The following is a 17,214-nucleotide window of genomic DNA, read 5'->3' as shown; positions in this document are numbered from 1 at the left end:
TATCATTACCGCACTGGCGCTTGTGTATCTCAGTACACTTTGCGCTTGCTCGGGTGTTTCGATATCGCCATTGGCAAGCACCGGAATTCGGATAGCTTGCACAATTTCTGCAATGGTGTCGTACTCGGCTTGGCCTCTAAAGGCGCAGGCGCGAGTGCGGCCATGCACGGCCAGTGCCGCAATGCCAGATTGCTCTGCCATGCGCGCAATGGCGACGCCGTTCTTTTGGTCGACATCTGGACCGGTGCGAATCTTTAGGGTCACGGGAACATCAACGGCCGCAACCACAGCCGTTAAAATTTGTGCCACTAAAGTCTCATTGGCCAGCAATGCCGAACCTGCGGCTTTTTTGCATACCTTCTTAGCCGGGCAGCCCATATTGATGTCGATGATTTGGGCGCCGCGCTCACATTTAAGCGCCGCCGCCTGCACTAACATCTCTGGGTCGCCGCCGGCAATTTGCACGGCTCGTGGGTTAGCTTCGTCGTCGTGAACGAGGCGCAAACTGGACTTTCGGCTGTTCCACAGGTTCACATCGCTGGTGACCATCTCCGAAACCGCTAAACCTGCACCAAAGCGCATGCATAAACGGCGAACGGAAAGGGGAGATCGGTCACACCGGCCATAGGTGCTAGCACCGCTTGGCTGTCGATGATGTGAGGCCCGATGTTGAACACGTAAACACCCTAGTTTTGCTGTGGTTCCGACATGCGAAGCCGCTACGGGCCTACGCGAAAAGGGCAGCTATGATACCCGCAGCAGGGGTGGGATAAAAGCAGAAAATACACAAAATGGCGAAATTTTAATCTGGTTTTTGGCGCCCAAGTATGCTTGGCCGCCATGACAATTTGATTACTGGGCGATATGCGCCGAGTAATTGACCGCATCTTTACCTGGGTCGAGAATCTCCAAGGCAATATGCACCGGTTGATTACTGGGCATGATGGTTTGCCCGGCCATTTCACCGGCCAAGTACTCGCGCGCCAAGAATCGTCGGCTGGCAACGAGGTTGCCCTGTAGGTCGCTAAACTGGATAACCAGCGGCGGGAAGGGTTGTTCAAAGGAAGCTTTGTTGAGCAATACCGCGTCGATTAATAAGGCATCGTTCATGCGCGGATGGGAGCGCACCACCAAGTTAGAAGCCATGACCTTGCCGGGCTCAGACATAGGCGGCAGGGTGCAGCCGAATAGTGGGCAGAAGCTTTGGTAGTAGGGTCGGGTGCTGGCATGGCGGCCCCAGTCATCCAGATTGTAATGGGCCATTTGCCAAATAAAGCCGTATAGCGCCAATACTGATAAGCCGCTCCACAATAAGCGCTTGGGCCAAGGTGAGCCCTCGATATGGAAGCCGAATTCTAAGGGTTCGGGTTCGATGCTGCGTATGATCGCGCGCTTTTCAGGATCGTAACCGCGAATGGCAGGGTCGTCGTCGATCTCTTCCATTTCGGTAAACATCGGCTTGGGTCGGCTGTCGTCTTCTTCGAGGGTGAATAAGGTGCGCGCCGAGCCCTTGCTCTTGTTGGGTTCTGGCTCTGGCTCCGGGTCAAATTTGGGTTGCTGACCGGTAGTGCGGAAGGTATCGCCGAGGGCGTCTTCGATGTCTTCGTCGCTCAAGGCGGAAAAGGTGCCGGTGGTGGCTCTGGAGTATTGTTCCTGCTCGGGCTTGCGCTTTTCCTCTTCGCGGCTCTCATCTTCCGAGGCCTCAAGAATGCTCAGCGCCCAAGATTCATCGGCACTGTCTTTTTCCTCTTCCTCTTCGTGGCTCTTAATTTCCCGGTCGAATAGGGTGCGTTCCGGTTGGTGCTTGGCGCGGGTCGGTTCATAGACGTCAAAAAAGTTTTCCGACAGCTCGCCGGTGCGGTCTTTGTCTTCCTCTTCGAATAAATCGTCGTGAATCAGCTGGCTATCATCCCACTCGGCCTCTTCATCGATGGCCTTTTGGTTGAACTTTAGCCCTTCGTTTTTATTCGCCGGCTTGGTTTGTGGGGCTGCTTTAGCTGGCGCAGGAGCGGGCTTTTTAGCGACAGCTGCCTGTGGTTTGGCGGCTGTTTTCGGTGCTGCTGGCTTGGCGCTGGGCGCCGCTTTTGCTGGCGCTGCCGCTTTCGCAGGCGCAGCTGCCGCTTTAGTGGGGGCTAGTTTGGCCGCAGGCTTAGCAGCCACCTGGCTCACGATATGGTCGTTGGCGCGAAATATTTGCAGGCAAGAGCCGCAGCGAACCGCACCTTTAGCACGATCCAGTTGTGCCTGGGTGATGCGAAATGACGTGCTGCACTTGGGGCAGCGGGTCACAAATTGGGTCATGAGCGTCGTAATCCTTACGGCATCTTGAGCCTGGTTAAGGGCTGTCATTCTAAAAGTTTGGTTGGCGCTTAATTGTTGAACACACTGGCCAGCCGCCGGCGGCTAGGCCGCGCAGTGCAGAGTTTAGTCTTTGTGAACCATAAGGTAAATCGCGCCAAGCGCCCTAGTCTACCTAACTTTGCGCCCAGTTAAGCGAACCCATTCCTCCTTTTGCGCCACTGGGTCGAAATCGAAGGCTGGGTAGGCGCTCATGACCGCATCGGCTTGGCTGGCGAGTATGCCCGATAAACACAACAAGCCGCTTGCCCGCACTTGGCTGGTTAACAGTGGCGCAAGCTCCACCAAAGGTCCGGCCAAAATGTTGGCGAGCATGATGTCGACGCTTGTTTGCGGCGCATCCTTGGGTAAAAACACGGGCATGGCATCGGCGGCTAGGCCATTGCGGCCAGCATTCTCGCGGGTGGCCAAGAGCGCCTGCGGGTCTATATCCACGCCAATAACCTGCTTGGCTCCCAGTAACAGTGCGGCTATGCCTAAAATGCCCGAGCCGCAGCCGAAGTCCACCAGTGCGGCTTGCTCGAGAGATTGTTGATCTAACCACTGCAAGCACAGAAAGGTGGTGGGGTGGGTGCCGGTGCCGAAGGCTAGGCCTGGGTCGAGCATTAAGTTTACCGCCTCGGGTTCGGGCGGCTCTTTCCAGCTCGGGCAGATCCACAGGCGCTCGCCACAGCAAATGGGTTGGAAGCTCGCCATCCACTCGCGCTCCCAATCCTTATCCTCCAGTTGCTCCCATTTCAGGTTCAGGGGTTCTTGAGGTAATTGTGCCAGCAGTTCTAGGCTCACGGCCTTAGTGTTGATATCGGCCTCGAATAAGCCGGTGATGCGGGTGGCATCCCAGAGCGGTGTTTCGCCCAGCGCCGGCTCTAAAATGGGCTGGTCGGCATCGTCTTGCAGGGTCACAGACGCCGCGCCTACGTCCATTAATGCCTCCTCGATGGCTGAGGCTTGGGCGCGAGTAGAGTGAATAATGAGTTGGAGCCAAGGCATGGGCGTGTCTCTAGTTGGAAGTGCTAAATGGGAATGCTAAGTCGAATGAGAATGTTAACTGGGCGCCATTATAACCTGACCCTTGGCATTGCGGCTGGCTTTCTATAATCTGCAGCAAAGCCACTGAGATGGCTTGTGCCTAATGATAATTAAAACGAGCAAAAAACCGTCATGAAAGATAGCAGGCCCACGTCGTTGGATATCGCCTACCGAGCCGGCGTATCCCAGTCAACGGTATCGCGCGCGTTGCGCGATAGCCCCTTAGTGAGCTTAGAAACCCGCGAAAAAATTAAAGCCATTGCGCGCGAGCTGAACTACAAAGTGGATAAGGCTGCGAGTAACTTGCGGGCCAAGTCGAGCCGAACTTTAGCGCTGTTGATTCGCGAAGACCCCACTACGGACGAATCCCATATCAATCCGTTTTTCTTATCGATGCTGGGCGCCATCACCCGCGCGACCGCCGTGCGCGGTTACGACCTGCTGGTTACCTTTCAACAACAAAGCGAAGACTGGCATAGAGACTTTGAAGACTCCCACCGCGCCGATGGATTAATTCTATTGGGCTACGGTGTGTACGATAGTTACGTGGAGCGGCTAAAAAATTTGCAAGAAGACGGCGCCCATTTTATTTGCTGGGGCGCGGTGCATAACGATCAGCCCGGTTGCTCGATCGGTTGTAATAACGAAGAGGGCGGCTATCTGGCCGGCCGGCACTTAGTCAGCTTGGGGCGCAAGCGCATCGCGTTTTTTGGCGACGTATCGGCCAACAGTCCAGAGTTCAGCGCGCGCTACCGCGGTTTTTGCCGCGCCTTAGCCGAGGCCAATATTGATCATGCAGCCGAATTGTTAATTGCCGCGGAAACGATCGAAACCTTTGGTTTTGAAGCGGTACAGCGCCTAGTCGCAGACAATATTCCATTCGACGCCATCTTTGCTGCTTCAGATTTAATCGCCATTGGTGCGCTGCGCGCGCTGCAAAAAAGTGGCGTGAAAGTGGGCACCGATGTTTCCGTGGTGGGCTTCGATGATATTCAATCCGCTGCCTACATCACGCCATCGCTCACCACAGTGCGCCAAGATACCAATGTGGCGGGCGAAATGCTGGTGGAAAATCTGCTCAGTATTGTTGCTGGTGAACAGGTGGAATCGACATTGCTACAACCAAAATTAATAGTCCGAGAATCCTGCGGGTCAAACTGACATCTCGCCACTTTCGCCTTGTTCAGCTGTGGTGAATTAAGGTTTGGCGTACCCGCAATAATCCCAACTAAAAGATATCGGTGCTCGCTTAGGCAATGGGTCGAGTAGTCTACCCGCAGGCACGGGGCTGCTGCCCGACTATTGGCTCTGAAAAATCAAACCATAATTAGATTCAGAACTTAGGTTTTCACAGAGTATTTTAACGCAAGCTAAAATGGGGGCGGCCATTAGCGCACCGGCAACGCCCCACAGCCATGTCCAGAACACTACCGCTAGAAAAACCATGGTGGGCGATAGAGACATTCTGTAACCAACAATGGAAGGGGTAATCAACTGTCCTTCGAGGGCGGTTAATACCAAGAAGCCCATTGGTGCGGCCAAAGCCATGACGAGCGAGTCAAAGCTGGTGAGGCCCACCAAAGCCAGTAGCCCCAGTGTAATCAGCGGCCCAACATAGGGCGCAAAATTGAGCAACCCTGCAACCATCCCCCATAGCAAGGGGTTTGGAAAATCGATACTCCACAGCAGGGTGCTGGTCGCTAACGCGAGCATTAAATTGACAAGGGCGATGGTGGCCAAATAGGTGGAAAGCTGTTGCCGAACTTGAGCGGTAATGCGCATCAGTTGCCTGCGCATTGACCAGTCGCTACCGAAGCGCCCCGCCTGGCGAACCATGGAACCGCGCGAGGCTAATAAAAAATAGGTTAATACCACAACAATTAGCATGGTGCCGGATAAGGCGGGTAAATCATCGGTCAGCAAGTTTTGCATCCAGGTGTTGTCTTGCACAGATACAACGATGGGTTGATCTGTCGACCCTTGTGCAAGTTTTGCAACTTGCTCGCCGGCGCGCTTTAGCTCGGCTAGTGGTTCGTGCACAAGGTTCAATTTAGATTTAAGCATCGCCGTTTTTTGTGGCATTTTTTCCAACCATTTTGCTGCTGGCTCGGCGAGGAATTGACCGATCAAATAAATATTACCTAGCAAGAGCGCAACCACTAACGCGGCGCTAAGCGGGTTGGGCAGGTTAAATTTTCCAGCCCAGCGCACCAAGGGCGAGAGTAATAGCGACAAGAGCCAAGCCAAAGTAATGGGAAATAGAATGGACTTGCCGTAATAGAGCCCCGCAACCGATGTGACAAGTGCGATTGGAATGAGGCAGGCGCAGATAATTTGCTGGTTTTTCGTATTGGTCCAAGCAGACTGGCGCGCGGTGGTGGCCGGTGCAACGGTGCTGCATTCTGGGGCTGAGTTGTGTTCTGGAATGCTAGTCATGAGTCATTCGCTGGCGTTGCTGCGACTTCGTCAGCATCTGCCAGTGCGCCCAATATTTGCGTTATGAAACTGAGTTTAAGGGTCGACAGGAAACCGCTGCTTTTTGTCGAGCTGTCGGCCAGTAGGTCGGAAGCGACGCCGCCGGCAAATAGTCCTGCCAAGGTGGCCGGTTTAACCAAGCATGCCTCAGTGGTTTCTATCACATCATTTTTGGCAAGGCTTAATTCATAGCGACTAATGCTTAGCTGTAATTTGGCGGCGTCGAGTGCTGCCATTTCACGTTTTAGCAGTTGGTTTAACATGCGTGATCTCCCCAATCGCAAGGCTATGTTGAAAGCCGATTTTTCCGACCAGCCGACGGCTTAATCGCCAAAGCAAAGTGATTGCCGATAATTGGCACAGGCCAAAAAAGCAGAGGCCCCAGAGCCAATGGTTGAGCCATATGGCCACGCCGTAGGACAGCGCGGCGAAGCCTGCAAACCAAGTCATAGCCAATAGTGCGCCCAGCGCCACTAATGCCACAAAGGACAAGGCTAAAGCTGACAAGGATAATTGCCATTCGGCTTTTAATAGTGCCAGACGCGCGTTAATAAATTGCGTTAGTGCGGCGCCCAGAGCATCAATACTTGGCCCTAGGCGCACATCGTCTAACGTCTCACCTTCGCTGCGGTGTTGTGCATTGAAAGTATCCGACTTGCTGTTAAGCATGACTATTTACGACGCAGAAATGCGCTAACGAGAGCGCCGGTTGCGAAGGCGATGCCGGCGGTTGTCCAAGGGTTGTTCTTGGCGAAATCCTGCACGTCGGCGGCTGCCTTGTTAGCCACTTTTTTTGCTTGCTCGGTTTTTTCGCCAATGGTCTCCGAAGAGGAGGCTGCAGTGCTGCGTACTTTTTGCTCCGCGATGGCGGCTTGATCGGCTAACTTATCGACCGCGTTGTGGCCCTGCTCGCGCGCGACATCCGCTACGGGTGAGCCGAAGCTGCCATTTGAACTGCTAGCGGTTGCTTTTGATGTAGCCATGGTATTCTCCTTTAATTTACCAGTGGGTGCTATTACACTTTCATTTCCACAAATAGTGTTGCACGAGCTGTGCCAACTTTTTTTAGTGTGTTTTCTCAGCCATTGTCTTGTAATTTGCGTTCATTTCTTTGCCTAATCGGTATAACGCCTTCTTTGTGTTTCCTTGGTTACAATTGTTTTTACAAAATTTGAAAATAGTACAAAGCTGTTTGTTCAGTGTTTAATGGGACGTGTCGGCGGTGTATCTATTTTTCCAATAGAGGTGAAAATGCCGACCACAAGCCACAAGCCACAAGCCACAAGCCACAAGCCACAAGCTACAAGCTACAAGCTACAAGAAGGAAACGGAAAGGGGAAGAGACGCTGCGCTGAGTATTTACCCCTAGTAGAATAAAAGCAGAAAGCTCTACGCGATTTAAACCTGGGCGGTCGTGAGTCTAAACTGGCTCTGCATCGCATAATCAACGGTGCCAGGTAAATAAGGTAAATAGGGTAGAAAGGGTAGGTAGCCTAGATAGGGTTATAGCTGGGTGCTTATCTATGATTGGATGCATCAAGTGATGCGAGCATGCGGGGTTGCATTGCGCAACCCCAAGTAACACGAATTAACTTTTTACAACTTTAAGGTGGTTTTCCACACGCTTGACGTCATCGACATTTTCCGCGATTCGCCCGGCTAAATCTTTAGCGGCATCGCTCGACACATCGCCCTCCAGCACGACAACCTTATTTTCAGTGTCGACGTCTATGTCAAATCCGGACACATGTTCGCTGGCCAATAGTTTCATTTTTACTTCGGCGGCGATGGTGGCGTCTTTAACGGCCTGAACGAACTTACCGTCTTGCTGCTGACGCTCGCTCTTTGTGGTTTTTTGCTTGGCATCGGGCTTGATCTCAAGGCGATTCTCTACCTTGTCGATACCTTCAACGCTCAAGGCGACCTGTTCAGCCAAGTCTTTTTCTATGTCGCTAGACACCGAGCCCACTAAATAGGCGGTATTTTTTCCAACTTCCACATCAATTTCAAACGGGTTTAAATGCTCGTTAAACAATACGGCTGCTTCAATTTTACCTTCGCGCCAGCCGTTACTAAAGTATACCGACGACTCGGATGTCATGCCCTTACCCTCATCCGTACCAGCAACGGCGATACTTGGGATAGACGCTGCCATCGCCACGCCGAGGGTCAATGTACCAATCGTTTTCGTTAGCTTGTTCATAGGATACTCCTTGGGTTTAATTCGACCATTCGGCCGGTTCCGTACTTTCTCTAGTGCTGTGAGCGGCAAGCGCCCGAGCGGTAGATATCAATACGTTGCACAAGGTGTTTAGCGAATAGTGTGCCAAGCCTGCAATCTCTTGAATTTAGCGGGTTTGGCATCCTGTGCTCGGCTGCATTTGCATGAATTTCAAGACTTTCGTGTATTTGTTGCCAGCTTTGAAAAAATTACACCGCGGCTTTGCTATAGTCGGGCTTGCTTATCTATTTCACACATTACGAGAAAGTAAATGACGCTAACTGTATCGCTCGGCGTACCTTTTTTACTTCTGCACATTTTTTTGGCAGGTTTTAGTTTTTCCCATCTTTTGCTGCGCAAGGAAGATCTGCGCTCCGCGTTCGCGTGGTTAATCGTTATTGCTGGCTTGCCGTTCTTGGGGTCACTCGTTTATTGGATCTTTGGCATCAATCGCATTTCCCGGCGCGCCCATAAACTCATGGCTAATAGGTATGCGCTATTCGCCAGAGAGAGCGACGATCAACTCGATTTGGTTGATGCGAGCTGGCAGCCGCAGGCGTTAGCTATGCAGAAGCTGAGTGGGCGCTTACTCTGTACCAGCCGCCAGATTGAACATTTCCATACTGGCGATCAAGCCTATCCCGCGATGCTCAATGCCATAGCGAAGGCGAAAAGCAGTATTTACGCCTGCTTTTATAATTTTGACGGCGACGGTGAAAGCTGGAGGTTTATCGAGGCTATTGGCGCCGCTCAGCAGCGGGGGCTTGATGTGCGGGTGGTGCTCGATGGGCTTGGCGTGTTTGCCAGTCAAGCAGATGCTGTGGCTGGCTTTAGATCGGCGGGCGTAGCGTGTGAATTGTTTAACCCGCCCAAGCTGTTGCCGCCGCGCATTCATATTAACTTGCGCAACCACAGGAAACTGTTGGTTATCGATCAGGCTCAAGCGTTTACTGGCGGAATGAATATTGTCAACGGCAATGTCAGTACCGATGCGCGCGCCGCTTCGATCGACGAGTTTTTTGCCGTAGAGGGCCGGATTGTCAGGCAGCTGCTGGCGTCTTTCTTGGCCGACTGGTCATTTAGTGGCGGCGAGCTTGAGGATAATATCGCGCTACCTGAATTCAGTGATGAGGCTGGCGTTTTGTGTCGGGCAATCGAAGATGGCCCCGACAAATCAGAACACCTAGGTTTGATGGCTTTAGTGGGGGCCTGCACCCTCGCGAAAGAAAAGATTCGGCTGGTTAGCCCGTATTTTATTCCGCCTGAGCCCTTGGTTACGGCAATTCAATTGGCGGCATTGAGAGGGGTAGAAGTACAGATTTTGATTCCGCAAGCGCCTGACCATCGCCTCATGGGTTGGGCCTGTGAGCATGCACTAGGTCGACTTTTACGCCCTGGCATACAGGTTTTTCAAATGCCGCCGCCATTTATGCATTCGAAGCTTTACGTTTTTGATAGCTACTATTGTTTGTTTGGTTCGTCTAACTTGGATGCTCGGAGTTTAAAGTTAAACTTCGAAATGCTAGTTGAGATTTACGACCAGAAGTTTACCAAGTCCATGGCAGAGCACATCGATAAGCTGGTTGATCAAGCGATACCGTTAACCCTCTCGCAGTTGCGGGAAAGATCGCTTTGGCTGCGGTTGCGAGCGGCGATGACAACGCTTTTCGCTCCCTATCTTTAACTGCGATTGTCCTTTACCGCTAATGGCCTTCAATAGCTGGCTGCACCTAAGGCTAAAAAATCAGTGCAGCGCCAACTGTGCAGATTTAGCCTGCTGTTGCTTTTGGTCCGGCAAAAAACCAAATGATCAAGCCTAATAGCGGTAGAAAGAGCACGAGTAGTACCCAGAGTAGTTTTGCCCCCATCGTGACTTTCGACTGAGCAATGTTCAAAATTGCCCAGATATCGCCGATAAATATTAACAGGCCAAGTAAGCCGGTAATTTGAATATCCATATTGCTTCCCGTTCAAAAATGTATTTTCGTGGGCTTCATGTGTTATCGAAGCGTTGCTGTTTATGGCAGTGTTGTCTTTCGTCCCGTTAAAAGATGTGCAACCAACGATACAATAAATAGCACGAGAAAAACAAAAAAGAATAGTTTTGCTGCGGCAAACGAGAAGCTAGCGATACCGCCAAAACCCAGTGCGCCAGCAATTAAAGCAAGGATTAAAAAGGTGATTACCCAGGTTAACATGATGTTTCTCCAATGTCGGTTGGTATTTTTAGCATCGACCTAATATGTCGATCCAGAATGTATTGTCATTTGTGACATCTATGCACAGCAGATAGTAGGCGGTTGGTTGTGCGTGCAGTGATGTCAGTTATGTGTGCAGCAAGCGCTATGCCAAAATTGAAGTTCACGGTTTTCAGGGGCTGTGAGTCTTTGTTATATGGTGTTTTAGCCTAATGTTGTGGCTATTTTGAAAGAATTACAAAAAAGAAGAACCCAAATTTACACTTACCGGAAAAATTCGGCTTGTTTTTACAATCCCCCCGATTTTTCCTAGAGCATTTTTCACATCAATAGCTCTTTTTCAAAAGAATTACGCTTTTTTTGACCATGAAGACATTGCAATGCCCGCAAGTTAACGGGCTTTAACGCTTAGTGGGTGGCGGCTAGGAGATTTGATGGCATGAAATTTGATTGCCTACCTATGTCAGGACATTTTGTCCTTATACACACTTTGACCTTTTAAGTGAAAGGCATACATCAACGAAACAATAAGGATGAATACCATGAAGAAGCTATCAATCATACTGTGCGTTCTGTTTTCTATTTTTTCACTTTCCGCTTGTGATGTTAACGAAGGCGGTCCGGAAGAGTTAGGCGAAAATATTGAAGAAACGGTCGAGGATGTCGGCAACGATATTGAAGATGCTTGCGAAGAGGCCAAGGCTTCTATGAAGGCCAAAGATACCGACTGTTAATCCAAGACGGCCAGCGCAAGCTGGCCTATCTCCTTCTTGACTCTATGCTTAAGTGCATTCCCATGAAACAGATTTTATTTGTTAAAAAACGAGCCGAATCTATCGTTATCGGTGTTCTATTGGGCAGCATTGTTGTTTTTTGGTCTGCTTTCAGCGCCGCACAAGAAACCTCATCCAGCGCCAGTCAAGTGCCGCAAGAACAGCAGGCGAGCCTAGAGCAAACGCTTCCGGAAGAGTTAAGCCGCGCCGAAGTAGATGACATTATTACCCTGCTAGAAAGCGAAACGGCGCGCACTGATTTCGTTAATAAACTTAAAGCAATATCCACGCTTAAGCCAGAGCCGATGGGTCAGGCGCTGAGTGTCAGTGAGCTGCTTGATTTGGAGCAGAGCAGCAGCGAGTTGGTGGCACGCTATAACGCGCTATTAGATGCGCTAGGCATGACCGATAATCAATTCGGCGCTATGGCTGTATCGGTAGCTATGGTATTGCTGCTTTTAATCTGTGCAAAAGCAAACAGTTGGCTGGCCGCCCTTCTCGATCAAAGGTTGAATGGCCTAAGGCGTAAATTCTTTCTCGATGCTAGACGCCTAGCCATGTTGTCGGGCTGGCTACGCGCTGTCGGTTACGCCATTGCCTTTTCTCTGTCTTATGCCGGCCTGGCGGAAATATGGTCGCTCAGCGCCATGTTGCCCAGTGGCACTTTATCCTACTCTGGGTTATTGGACTTGGTGCTGACATTTTCCTTATTAATTTTTCTGTATGTTGTCGTTTGGGAGCTACTGAACGCTACCATTGAATACTATTTGCACAGTGCTGGGCGAATGGCGGATGAGCGTGTTGATACCATGCTGCCCATTATTCAAAAAGTCATATTTTTTATCTTAGCGATTCTGTTCGGCCTAATAGCCTTGTCAGAGTTGGGCCTAGATATAATGCCGTTGCTCGCCGGTGCTGGCGTTTTTGGTATTGCCATTGGCTTCGGCGCGCAGACCTTAGTGCGTGATTTTCTTGTGGGTTTTATTATTATTTTTGAAGACCTCCTACAAATTGGCGACGTAGTGCAGCTGGGGGATAGAAAAGGCATGGTGGAAAAAATAACCATCAGGAAAGTGCAGCTGCGCAACCTCGATGGCACAGTGCACACGGTTCCGTTTAGTGAGCTGTCGGTAGTCGACAATTTTACCAAAGAATACAGTTACTATCTCATGGATATCGGTGTTGCCTACAAGGAGGATATCGATCAAGTTAACGCTTGTATTTCCAGTGTGTCGAAAGAACTGCGCGCGGATAAGGATTTCGAACAGCTTATTCTCGACGATGTAGACGTGCTCGGTGTCGATAGCTTCGCCGACAGTGCCGTTATTATTAAGGCGCGTATAAAAACCCAAGCCAAGGCCAAGTGGCGGGTTGGCCGGGAGTTCAACAGGCGCTTGAAGTACGCTTTCGATCAGCAGGGAATAGATATCCCTTTCCCGCACCGCACCTTGTATTTTGCCAACGCCTTGGCGCATTCGGAAGCAGCGGGAGAGGCACAATGAGCTTCGATGTAGATCTCGTTTATTTTCACTTTACCCAGCTCGGCATTGCATTTGTCTTGGCGCTGCCGGTTGCGCTGAATCGGGAGTTGAATGATAAGGGCGCAGGGCTGAGAACCTTTCCGCTGGTTGCCATCGCGTCTTGTGCGTTTATCTTGGTGGGCGTGGATATTTTTGAACAAGCGGATGCACAGGCGCGTGTAGTGTACGGTGTGATAACCGGGATGGGCTTTATCGGCGGTGGCGCCATAGTCAAGCACGCGGGCCGAGTAGGTGGGACCGCCACGGCTGCAGGCCTGTGGAATACCGGTGCGATTGGTGTGTCTGTTGCGTATAGCCGCTATGAAATTGCATTGGTTTTATCGGTTATTTCTTTTTTTATTTTTCAATTCTCTGGCCTGCTAAAACCGGCGGTTACGCCTGAGTCAGAGAGTACAAATGATGATTAGAAAGCGTTGTTCTACGCTAATGCTAAAGTCACATTGCTTGGCGAGTTTAATCCTACTACGAAATTGCCCACTTTTGATCTCGACCTTAGCTTGGCGAATGTTCCGGTTGAGGATTTAGGCCCGCTCATTGAATTTCATACGCCCTTCGATCTGGAGGCCGGGCGCGCTAACCTGGTCATTGAGGTTAAGTCTGAGCAGGGGCTGGTGCAGGGCTATGCGCGACTTGGCATTGAGGATTTGTCACTATTTAGTGTTGAGCAAGACGTGCTCAATGATGGCGATAACCCGCTCTTGTTAACGGCAGAGGCCGTCAGAGATCTAGTAGCTGACGCCCTTGAAAATGGAAGCGCCGAACAAATTGCTACCCGCGCGCGGCTTTACGGCGAGCTTAACGACCTGCACACACCGGTTCTGCCGGCGCTTTGGGGGATTTAGGAGAATGCTTTTATTCGGGCTTATAGCGTTGAAATAAAGCAGAGCGTGAGTTTTGTGAACCACGACTAAGCTATTGAAAAATCTGCCATTGTCCCAATATATTAGTTCATTGTATGGTGTTATTTCGACGGCATAAGCGTATGTTGCACCAGTCTCTTGGCGGCTCGTGATGGAACAACCCTAGGTTAACAACAAAAGGTAACTAATGTGCACCGCGTTCTATTAGTTGATGACGATGAGAGCTTTACCCGTGCAACCAAGGCGCTTATTGAGCACCTCGGCTTTAAAGTCGATACCGCAGGTGATGTAAAGAGTGCCCGGGATTATTTAACTCGCTTCAAATACCACACATTACTGCTCGATCTTATGTTGCCAGAGGGCAGCGGCTTTGACGTGATTGAAGGCTTGCCTATTGACCGAACGCCCGATCAGATTGCCTTTGTTACCGGTCACAGCGCGATAAAGTCTATGGTCAAACACATGGCTGGGCCGGATGTTACTTACCTTATTAAACCGATAGATCTATCGCAATTACAGACCCTATTGGCACCCAAAAAAACCGCGGTCGATGCGGGCTATGAATACCACTTTGGCAGCCTGGTGGGAGAGTCGGAGCCCATGCAGGCGTTGTATGAAGTGATTAACCGGGTTGCTAAAACCGGCGCCAACGTTCTGATTCAAGGCGAAAGCGGCACCGGTAAAGAGTTGGTGGCACAGGCCATACACGCAGCTTCCGGGGCCCAAGGCCCGCTCGTAGCGGCCAATTGCGGCGCCATTTCCGCAGAGCTGATTGGCAGTGAACTGTTTGGCCACGAGAAAGGCGCGTTTACCGGTGCCGTGGCTCGCAAGCCCGGCTTATTTGAGCGCGCCAACCATGGTGCGTTGTTTCTCGATGAAGTGACGGAAATGCCCTTGGAGCAGCAGCCCAATTTACTGCGTGTTTTGGAAACGGGTAAGGTCACCCGCTTGGGTGGCACCGAAGAACTGACGGTCGATTGCCGGGTTATCTCGGCCACCAACCGCAGCCACAACGAGCTAGCGCAGGGGCAGTATCTGCGCGAAGATATTTATTTTCGCCTCGCCGTTTTCCCCATTGAATTGCCACCGCTGCGCCAGCGAAAGAGTGACATTCCACTGCTGTGTCAGGCGTTTCTCGATCAATTAAATGAGCAACATGGCACAGCCTTCAGCCTCGATCAGGCGTCCATGGACACCCTATGTCGCTACGACTGGCCGGGTAACGTGCGCGAGCTGCGGCATGCCTTACACCGGGCCTTTATCTTATCCGATCAAGCTAACCCGCATTTATCGCTGCCGGCGCAGCTGGGTTCGCCCTTTGCCAATTCCGCTGCGCGCAACACTAACGCAGACACCGAACCTAGGGAAGAGCAAACCGGCGGCTCAGACCTAGCCGTAGGCACCACGATAGAAGCCATGGAGCGCGAGCTGATTAACAACACCCTTGCGGCCGTGGATGGCGACAAGCCGAAAGCAGCCGAGTTGTTGGGTATTAGCTTGAAAACCTTGTACAACAGGCTTAAGCAATACAAGCAGGAGGCCCTATGACATCCGAGCATTCGCTGCATAGATTGCGCAACCTACTCAATAACATCAGCGTTAATACCGAACTCGCGCGCTTACAGGTAGGCCAGCAGCAGCCGACTGAAAACGTATTAGCCTCGCTTGATAAGGTTATGCAAGCCTGTAAGGAATGTGCCTTGCAGTTAGAGCAAAACCGAGACGCCCATGACTGAGCGCGTGAAAAAACTAAAAATGTTTTGGTCTGCACTGGTGTTTGGCCTTTGTTTACTGTTTGTTGCCAATAGTTACCAAACTTATACCAGCCTGAATGAGTTGAGTTTGAATGCTGCGCGCTCTAGTCAAACAAAAGAAATTCTTCAGCTGGCCAGTGATACCTATTTTGCCGTGCAGTCTGCCGAGTTGCGTCTGCGCGAATATATGATCCATGACGATCCGGCGCACTTAGATATTTACGGCAAAGAAATTACCAGAATTTCCAGCTTGGTGGATCGCCTGCGCGCGAGTGAATCGGAAATTCCCGAGCAGGTTTTGCGGTTTGACGAGTTGGAGCTGCTGATAAAGCGCCACTACCGAGCGGCTTCTCAGGTGACCTTGCACAAGCTTCAAAATGATCAGCCTGTTAGTGAGGTTAGCGAGGAGCAGAAACGCGAAAACGTACAGGAAAAACAAGAGGCGGAAGCTCTAGAGATCACCATGTCTACCAGCCACAATAGCTTGCAGATGTTGTCGGACTTAATCAGTGCCATTGAAGAGACGGAATTCGAGCGCATCCAGTCACTGATGGACGATAGCGCGCTGCGGCGTCAAGAGATTTCACGCACGGTTTTGTTTGCTAATTGCCTGGGCATAGGTTTTATTCTCATCATTGCCATGCTCACCAGCCGCTCCATGCGTCAGCACGCCGAGTATGCGGAGCTGCTTGAGCTACGCGTTCAAGAGCGCACGCGCGAGTTGGATCTATACGCCCAAGAGCTAGGCCGGAGTAACCGCGAATTACAAAGTTTTGCCTTTGTCGCCTCCCATGATTTACAAGAGCCGTTGCGCAAAATTCGAGCCTTTGGCGATCGTTTGAAAGATCGTTATAGCGAGCAACTGGGTGACGGTGCCGACTATGTGAATCGCATGCAAAATGCCGCTGCGCGCATGTCCAAATTGATTGAGGACCTGCTGGCTTTTTCTCGGGTTAGCACGCGTATTAAGCCGTTCGAAAAAATTGATTTAAACCATGTGCTCGACGGTGTACTGGACGACCTACAGCTTAAAATTGAGCAAGCCGGCGCCAGTATCCAATCTGACCCACTACCACAGGTGTGGGCCGATGCAACGCAAATGGGGCAGTTGTTCATGAACCTCATAGGCAATGCACTTAAGTTTGTTGCCAAGGGCGAAACGCCACAGGTACACATAAGTGTTACAGAAATGATGCTGGACGATCTTGACCAAATCCCTGGCTATGAAATTCGCATAACCGATAACGGCATTGGTTTTGACGAACAGTATTTAGATAAAGTGTTTAGTGCTTTCCAGCGTCTACACGGACGCGAGGAATATGAAGGTACAGGTATCGGCTTGGCAATTTGCCGCCGAATTGTCGAGCGCCATGGCGGTAGCATTTCCGCGCAAAGTGAACCGGGCAAGGGTGCAACATTTATCGTTCGCCTACCGGCGCAAGAAGGTCGGCAAATAATAGCTACAGAATCCGAAGCCGGCTTATAGCCCAGCAATAGCCACGCACAATTGATATGTTTAATTTGGAGCATGTATGCCAGCCCTGAAATCCATTTCTATTTTAATGGCAGATGACGACAAAGACGACCAACTGCTCACGCGCGATGCGCTTGAGGAAAGTCTAGTAAAGAGTACGCTAAGCATTGTTGATGATGGCGTAGATTTACTCGACTACCTAAGGCGGCAAGGTAAGTTTGCGGAATTGACGCACGAACCCTTGCCCGATTTGATTTTGCTCGATCTCAATATGCCACGCATGGATGGGCGTCAGGCCTTGGCTGCGATTAAAGCAGATCCAAACCTAAGGCGCATTCCCGTGGTTATTCTCACCACTTCCAAAGCGGAGGAGGACATGCTCAAGTCCTACGATTTGGGTGCGGCGTCTTATTTGTCTAAGCCGGTGACATTTGATGGCTTAGTGGAACTGATGCGATCGCTCGGCCGCTACTGGGTTGAGTTTGTTGAATTTCCTTACAAGCAAAATAGCAGCTATTAATATTCGCCGGC

At 50.9% G+C, this 17,214-nt stretch carries 19 protein-coding genes and 1 pseudogene; 10 read left to right on the top strand and 10 right to left on the bottom strand.

The window, feature by feature from the left end; genetic code table 11:
• The 3 genes and pseudogenes from QWY82_RS19850 to prmA all read right to left on the bottom strand — a co-directional run.
• A pseudogene (locus QWY82_RS19850) lies at nucleotides 1-677 on the bottom strand (tRNA dihydrouridine synthase); the annotation flags it as partial.
• Between the two features lie 175 nt (nucleotides 678-852).
• Entirely contained in the window at nucleotides 853-2,301 is a 1,449-nt protein-coding gene (locus QWY82_RS19845; RefSeq protein ID WP_290265705.1) for a zinc-ribbon and DUF3426 domain-containing protein, read from the bottom strand.
• A gap of 168 nt (nucleotides 2,302-2,469) precedes the next feature.
• A complete protein-coding gene (gene prmA / locus QWY82_RS19840; RefSeq protein ID WP_290265702.1) occupies nucleotides 2,470-3,348 on the bottom strand; it encodes a 50S ribosomal protein L11 methyltransferase in 879 nt (292 codons plus the stop codon).
• A gap of 171 nt (nucleotides 3,349-3,519) precedes the next feature.
• Between prmA and QWY82_RS19835 the strand changes: the two genes are divergently transcribed.
• Nucleotides 3,520-4,548 (top strand): LacI family DNA-binding transcriptional regulator, encoded by a 1,029-nt coding sequence (locus QWY82_RS19835; protein WP_290265699.1) that lies wholly within the window; start codon nucleotides 3,520-3,522, stop codon nucleotides 4,546-4,548.
• Nucleotides 4,549-4,686: 138 nt separating this feature from the next.
• Here QWY82_RS19835 and QWY82_RS19830 read toward each other — a convergent pair whose 3' ends face one another.
• From QWY82_RS19830 to QWY82_RS19810, 5 genes are all read right to left on the bottom strand, one after another.
• A complete protein-coding gene (locus QWY82_RS19830) occupies nucleotides 4,687-5,823 on the bottom strand; it encodes an AI-2E family transporter (RefSeq protein ID WP_290265697.1) in 1,137 nt (378 codons plus the stop codon).
• On the bottom strand, nucleotides 5,820-6,125 hold the full coding sequence (locus QWY82_RS19825) for a hypothetical protein (RefSeq protein WP_290265695.1): 306 nt from the start codon (nucleotides 6,123-6,125) through the stop codon (nucleotides 5,820-5,822). The genes QWY82_RS19830 and QWY82_RS19825 overlap by 4 nt, the downstream gene beginning before the upstream one ends.
• Nucleotides 6,100-6,531, bottom strand: a complete 432-nt coding sequence (locus tag QWY82_RS19820; RefSeq protein ID WP_290265693.1) for a hypothetical protein — start codon at nucleotides 6,529-6,531, stop codon at nucleotides 6,100-6,102. The genes QWY82_RS19825 and QWY82_RS19820 overlap by 26 nt, the downstream gene beginning before the upstream one ends.
• A 2-nt stretch (nucleotides 6,532-6,533) precedes the next feature.
• Nucleotides 6,534-6,845 (bottom strand): DUF883 C-terminal domain-containing protein, encoded by a 312-nt coding sequence (locus QWY82_RS19815; RefSeq protein ID WP_290265691.1) that lies wholly within the window; start codon nucleotides 6,843-6,845, stop codon nucleotides 6,534-6,536.
• Nucleotides 6,846-7,450: 605 nt separating this feature from the next.
• Nucleotides 7,451-8,065 (bottom strand): BON domain-containing protein, encoded by a 615-nt coding sequence (locus QWY82_RS19810; protein WP_290265689.1) that lies wholly within the window; start codon nucleotides 8,063-8,065, stop codon nucleotides 7,451-7,453.
• A gap of 289 nt (nucleotides 8,066-8,354) precedes the next feature.
• Here QWY82_RS19810 and QWY82_RS19805 point away from each other — a divergent pair, with 289 nt between their 5' ends.
• The gene (locus QWY82_RS19805; RefSeq protein ID WP_290265688.1) at nucleotides 8,355-9,767 is read left to right on the top strand and encodes a phospholipase D-like domain-containing protein; all 1,413 of its coding nucleotides are present in this window, start codon (nucleotides 8,355-8,357) and stop codon (nucleotides 9,765-9,767) included.
• 85 nt (nucleotides 9,768-9,852) lie between these two features.
• Here QWY82_RS19805 and QWY82_RS19800 read toward each other — a convergent pair whose 3' ends face one another.
• The gene (locus tag QWY82_RS19800) at nucleotides 9,853-10,041 is read right to left on the bottom strand and encodes a PLDc N-terminal domain-containing protein (RefSeq protein ID WP_290265686.1); all 189 of its coding nucleotides are present in this window, start codon (nucleotides 10,039-10,041) and stop codon (nucleotides 9,853-9,855) included.
• Nucleotides 10,042-10,101: 60 nt separating this feature from the next.
• Nucleotides 10,102-10,281 carry a DUF1328 domain-containing protein gene (locus tag QWY82_RS19795; RefSeq protein WP_290265684.1) on the bottom strand — a complete coding sequence of 60 codons (180 nt, stop codon included), beginning with the start codon at nucleotides 10,279-10,281 and terminating at the stop codon, nucleotides 10,102-10,104.
• Between the two features lie 542 nt (nucleotides 10,282-10,823).
• Between QWY82_RS19795 and QWY82_RS19790 the strand changes: the two genes are divergently transcribed.
• The 8 genes from QWY82_RS19790 to QWY82_RS19755 all read left to right on the top strand — a co-directional run bounded on the left by QWY82_RS19790 (nucleotide 10,824) and on the right by QWY82_RS19755 (nucleotide 17,203).
• The gene (locus QWY82_RS19790; protein ID WP_290265682.1) at nucleotides 10,824-11,015 is read left to right on the top strand and encodes a hypothetical protein; all 192 of its coding nucleotides are present in this window, start codon (nucleotides 10,824-10,826) and stop codon (nucleotides 11,013-11,015) included.
• A 62-nt stretch (nucleotides 11,016-11,077) separates the two neighbouring features.
• Nucleotides 11,078-12,556: a mechanosensitive ion channel family protein gene (locus tag QWY82_RS19785; RefSeq protein WP_290265681.1), complete on the top strand. Its 1,479-nt coding sequence runs from the start codon at nucleotides 11,078-11,080 to the stop codon at nucleotides 12,554-12,556.
• Nucleotides 12,553-13,002 carry an MgtC/SapB family protein gene (locus tag QWY82_RS19780; protein ID WP_290265679.1) on the top strand — a complete coding sequence of 150 codons (450 nt, stop codon included), beginning with the start codon at nucleotides 12,553-12,555 and terminating at the stop codon, nucleotides 13,000-13,002. The genes QWY82_RS19785 and QWY82_RS19780 overlap by 4 nt, the downstream gene beginning before the upstream one ends.
• Before the next feature lie 6 nt (nucleotides 13,003-13,008).
• On the top strand, nucleotides 13,009-13,437 hold the full coding sequence (locus QWY82_RS19775) for a DUF748 domain-containing protein (RefSeq protein WP_290265678.1): 429 nt from the start codon (nucleotides 13,009-13,011) through the stop codon (nucleotides 13,435-13,437).
• 207 nt (nucleotides 13,438-13,644) lie between these two features.
• Entirely contained in the window at nucleotides 13,645-15,003 is a 1,359-nt protein-coding gene (locus tag QWY82_RS19770; protein ID WP_290265675.1) for a sigma-54-dependent transcriptional regulator, read from the top strand.
• Nucleotides 15,000-15,191, top strand: a complete 192-nt coding sequence (locus tag QWY82_RS19765) for a hypothetical protein (RefSeq protein ID WP_290265671.1) — start codon at nucleotides 15,000-15,002, stop codon at nucleotides 15,189-15,191. Before QWY82_RS19770 ends, QWY82_RS19765 begins: the two co-directional genes overlap by 4 nt.
• Nucleotides 15,184-16,695 carry a sensor histidine kinase gene (locus QWY82_RS19760; RefSeq protein WP_290265669.1) on the top strand — a complete coding sequence of 504 codons (1,512 nt, stop codon included), beginning with the start codon at nucleotides 15,184-15,186 and terminating at the stop codon, nucleotides 16,693-16,695. The genes QWY82_RS19765 and QWY82_RS19760 overlap by 8 nt, the downstream gene beginning before the upstream one ends.
• A 46-nt stretch (nucleotides 16,696-16,741) precedes the next feature.
• Complete coding sequence (locus QWY82_RS19755) at nucleotides 16,742-17,203, top strand: response regulator (RefSeq protein WP_290265668.1); 462 nt, start codon at nucleotides 16,742-16,744, stop codon at nucleotides 17,201-17,203.
• Nucleotides 17,204-17,214 lie beyond the last annotated feature (11 nt).

Source organism: Simiduia curdlanivorans (assembly GCF_030409605.1).
GTDB classification, from domain to species: Bacteria; Pseudomonadota; Gammaproteobacteria; order Pseudomonadales; family Cellvibrionaceae; genus Simiduia; species Simiduia curdlanivorans.
This window is presented reverse-complemented; position numbering and strand designations above follow the sequence as displayed.